This window comes from Hydrocoleum sp. CS-953, from assembly GCF_002260545.1.
Lineage (GTDB): Bacteria > Cyanobacteriota > Cyanobacteriia > Cyanobacteriales > Microcoleaceae > Trichodesmium.
The window spans coordinates 1-4,550 of the sequence record NZ_LGSU01000761.1 but is presented as its reverse complement, the minus strand read 5'-3'; the positions used below and the strand labels follow the sequence as shown (position 1 = coordinate 4,550).

Here is a 4,550-nt window from a genome sequence, read left to right as displayed (position 1 = left end):
ACCCGACATGATATAAACATTTATCAAAGTAGTATTACGTATAAGCATTAAAAATATAGTAGATATCAATGGAGTTACAAAATTGATTTTTTTATAGTAAGAGAAAACCTTTGTTTTGATTAGGATAAAATATTTTATCATACCCCCTCTAGATTTAGCCAGAGATACTGATAATATCATGTCCGGATAAGAGCGTGATAAAAAAACTTTCTCATGCATATACTTTCTTTCTCCCCTCTTCCCTCCTGACTCCTGTACGGGCGTTTTGCTATCGCACAACTCCGTTTTGCTAGCGCAAAGCTCCGCTAACGGCGCTTGAGCCGACATGAAAAACGCGGAGCGACATATAAAGCGGAGCTTTGCGTTAGCACATGGCCATTTCCGTTCCGGAATGCTCCGCAAATGCCCCTACGACTCCTGACTCCTCCCTTTTTATTTATAACTATTCAACCGGACATGATATAACTGATAACTGATAACTGAAATTACCTTTGCCAAAGTTTTCGTAAAGCAGAACTAACTACATCAGAATAACGTAATTCTCCAGACAAAATTTTCGTCATAATAGTAGTAGCACGAGGTCGCTTTACTCCTACTTGATAACCAATATTTGAAAAACGAGAAAATCCTTGAGCTAAACGTTGTGCCCAAACCATATCTTTCCCCCATTCTTCATTAATTATTTGAGTGTATTTTTCCAAAGCAAATAAATCTCCATTTAGAGAATTATGAATTGCTGTTGCTGCTTTAATACCTGTAAATATAGAAGGTCTAATTCCTTCCGCAGTAAAAGGGTCAACAATACAAGCTGCTTCTCCAGCTAAAACTGCTTTTTGAGTATGTAATTTTTGATTCCCATTCCATAAACATAAAGGATGACCAAACTTCTGAACATTTTGAATATTTACCTCAAACATCGTGGCATATTCTGTTAATAAAGCTCCAAAATTTTGACCGTGTTTTCGCCAAAATGTACCGACTCCTATTGAATATCCATCAGCTTTAGGAAAGTTCCAAACATAGCCATTATTTAACATTCCAAATTCAAAATAAGCACTATCAATTTGTTGATTTTTCACTGGTACTTCTATTTCCATTGCTCCACCAGCAAACCGTTTACGATTTTTAAAGCCTAACCATTTTGCCATAGAACCTTTAGCACCATCAGCAGCAATTAAATAGGGAGAAGTAAATGATTGATTATTTGTATAAACTTGCCAATTATTGTGCTTAAATTCTATGCCGATAACTGGAGTTTTATCTCTAATTTCTGCTCCCTGTTTTTGCGCTTGCTGAACGATAAAATAATCAAAAACTTCACGGCGTACCATCCAAATAGGTTGTTGATTTTGTAGTTTTACCTCTACTAAATCGCCTTTTTTCCAAGTATAACGAATGGAGTTAATTTTCAGAGAAATAGCAGGTGAAAAATCAAAATCAAACCATTCTTGAACAATAGGAGAAACTCCACCTCCACAGGGTTTATATCGGGGTAAAGTTTCTTTTTCTAAAACTAATACAGAACGTCCGTATTTTGCTAAATGATATGCCGCACTTGCTCCTGCGGGTCCGGAGCCAACTATGATACAATCAAACATTTTAATTAGGGAGTAGGGAATAGGGAATAGGAAATAGGAAATAGGAAATAGGAAATAGGAAATAGGGAGTAGGAAGAAGTCATATCATGTCCGGTTGAATAGTGATAATTACAAGCTAGTAGTTTTGCTCTAGCCCGATAATATAACAAGATGAAATGATTTGTGAGAAAAATTGTAGGGGTTTAGTTTTCAAATCCCATTATGTTGACTAGGGTTTGGAGACCAAACCCCTACGATAAAATCTTACAACCTATTTAGAATTGCTATAGATAGATATTTCTCAAGTCCTACTACAAATAAAAATTTTTTATCACTAATTATCCGGATATAATATAATATCAAATCCGGTAGTATCGGTAGACTTCAAGACGGTAGGGGTTTGGTCTCCAAACCCTCTACAAACTAGGAGTTTTCACCAATGAGGATTCATAATTTATATATGATTAAGTGCATAAATATTAGAGTATCAGTTATCCTTAAAGTTTAATAATTTCTATCATAATAATCTCTATAATAATTTCTCCTTTCTAACTCTCTACCATCAGGCCCAATATTCCCGTACCTAATCCATTTTGGTTCCACTGGTTTAGGTTCAATAGTAGGTTTGCGATCGTAAAAACTAGGCTTTTTAGGAAAATCTTTAACTGGCATATCCTCAACTACCTCCCTCATAAACAGTTGCCAATTATATGCTGCCGTACTACTCACACCCCAGGTAGGTTTGTTATCATCATTGCCTAACCAAATTCCTGTTGCTACTTGGGGAATATAACCAATAAACCACAAATCTCGCGCCTCCTCAGTCGTACCTGTTTTACCCGCCACAGGNTTTAGGAAAATCTTTAACTGGCATATCCTCAACTACCTCCCTCATAAACAGTTGCCAATTATATGCTGCCGTACTACTCACACCCCAGGTAGGTTTGTTATCATCATTGCCTAACCAAATTCCTGTTGCTACTTGGGGAATATAACCAATAAACCACAAATCTCGCGCCTCCTCAGTCGTACCTGTTTTACCCGCCACAGGGCGATCATACAAATAAGCATTTGCACCGCTACCATATTTCACAACATTCTCCAACATCCAGGTAACAATTGCTGCCGTATCCTTATCTAACACCTGCTTTGGTTTAAAATTAACGTCATAAATAACTTCACCATTTTGATTAATTATTTTTTTGATTCCATGAGCAGGAATATACTTACCCTGTGCAGCAAAAGTCGCATAAGCATTTGTCAACTCCAATAAATTCACCTCCCAAGTACCCAAAGCCATAGAATAAGTAGCTTTAACCTCAGATTTAATCCCCATATCACGAGCTAACTTAATCACAGGTTCAAACCCCACATCCATCAATACCTGTACTGCCACCACATTGATAGAATATGCCAAAGAATCAATCATCGATCGCCAACCAGCATACCTTTTACCATAATTTTTCGGTTTATAACCATCTACTGTCAATGGTAAGTCTCGATAACCATCAGTGGGAGGAAAACCAGCAGCAACAGCAGCAGCATAAACAAAACTTTTAAAAGTCGAACCTGGTTGACGTTGCGCCTGAATAGCTCGGTTAAATTCGCTCTCGGCAAAATCTCGACCTCCTACTAATGCCTTCACCTCTCCATTAGTAGAGTCAATAGCAACTAATGCTGCCTGATCGAACCCTTGGCGATCGCCATCAATATCAACAGCTTCTTCAATTATCTTTTCTCCTATTTCTTGCCAACTTCTATCCAGAGTAGTTTCCACTGTCAACCCCCCTCTTGCCAAAACTTCTGGGGAAACATATTTGGGTAACTCTTTCTGAATATAGTTAGCAAAATATGGAGCTTCTACTATCAGACGTTTTGGCGCACTAGGTTGTACTGCCATAGGTTTAGCGATCGCTGTTTTTGCCCGCTCATCAGAAATTAAACCTGCTGCTTTCATTTCCGCTAATACTAAATTTCGGCGATCTTTAGCTGCTTCCGGGTTAACCAATGGCGAATATTGACTAGGTGCAGGAGGCAAACCTGCCAAAGTTGNATCGCTGTTTTTGCCCGCTCATCAGAAATTAAACCTGCTGCTTTCATTTCCGCTAATACTAAATTTCGGCGATCTTTAGCTGCTTCCGGGTTAACCAATGGCGAATATTGACTAGGTGCAGGAGGCAAACCTGCCAAAGTTGCCATTTCTGCTAAAGTTAGACCGGATACTGGTTTGCTAAAATAAACCCAAGCAGCATCAGCTACACCATAAGCACCGGAACCCAGATAAACTATATTTAGGTATAGTTCCAAAATTTCTTCTTTAGATAACTCCTTTTCCATTTTCCAAGCTAACATTGCTTCTCGGAGTTTCCGCCAAATAGTTTGTTCCATATCCAGGAAAACCATCCGCGCCAACTGTTGGGTAATAGTGCTACCCCCTTGAACTACATCTCTAGCAATTATATTAAATACAAATGCTCTAATAATTCCCCGATAATCAACTCCTCTATGTTCATAAAAACGTCTGTCTTCAATAGCAATAAAAGCTTGAACTAAAGGAGTAGGAATATCTTCTAATTTAATTTTTTCTCTAGTAGCAGGTCCGGTTTGTTGGATAATTTTACCATCGGCAGCTTTTATTGTTAAAGTACCGTCTCTACTATAGGAAGAAATATCAGTAATTTCTGGTAAACTTTGCTCTAATTTTCGCCACTGCCAACCACCATAAATAACAATACTACTAACTCCAATCAAACCTAATCTTAGCCACAGCTTTCGACTAAATACAATTCCTTTTATCTTTATATTTTTCCTATTTTTACTGTTCTTTTTTAGGGTATCATTAGCTTGTTTTTTCTGTTTTTTTATATCATCAAATTTTGGTGCTTGTAGAGGATCTTCAAATTTTTTACTCAACATCTTTGATACAGGGTTGAAATTATTTTTATTCCTCCTACCTTGAGACTCTATATACTT

Annotated in this window: 3 protein-coding genes; all 3 read right to left on the bottom strand. The window is 37.5% G+C overall.

What is annotated here, in order from left to right:
- Positions 1-485 precede the first annotated feature (485 nt).
- The gene (locus tag AFK68_RS09240; RefSeq protein WP_094672467.1) at positions 486-1,598 is read right to left on the bottom strand and encodes a geranylgeranyl reductase family protein; all 1,113 of its coding nucleotides are present in this window, start codon (positions 1,596-1,598) and stop codon (positions 486-488) included.
- An 829-nt stretch (positions 1,599-2,427) separates the two neighbouring features.
- Positions 2,428-3,477 (bottom strand): transglycosylase domain-containing protein (locus AFK68_RS09230; RefSeq protein ID WP_371357300.1); only part of this gene is annotated, 1,050 nt, incomplete at its 3' end.
- Positions 3,478-3,630: 153 nt separating this feature from the next.
- Positions 3,631-4,493: transglycosylase domain-containing protein (locus AFK68_RS09225; RefSeq protein ID WP_371357299.1), on the bottom strand; the 863-nt coding region annotated here is incomplete at its 3' end.
- Between the last annotated feature and the right edge of the window lie 57 nt (positions 4,494-4,550).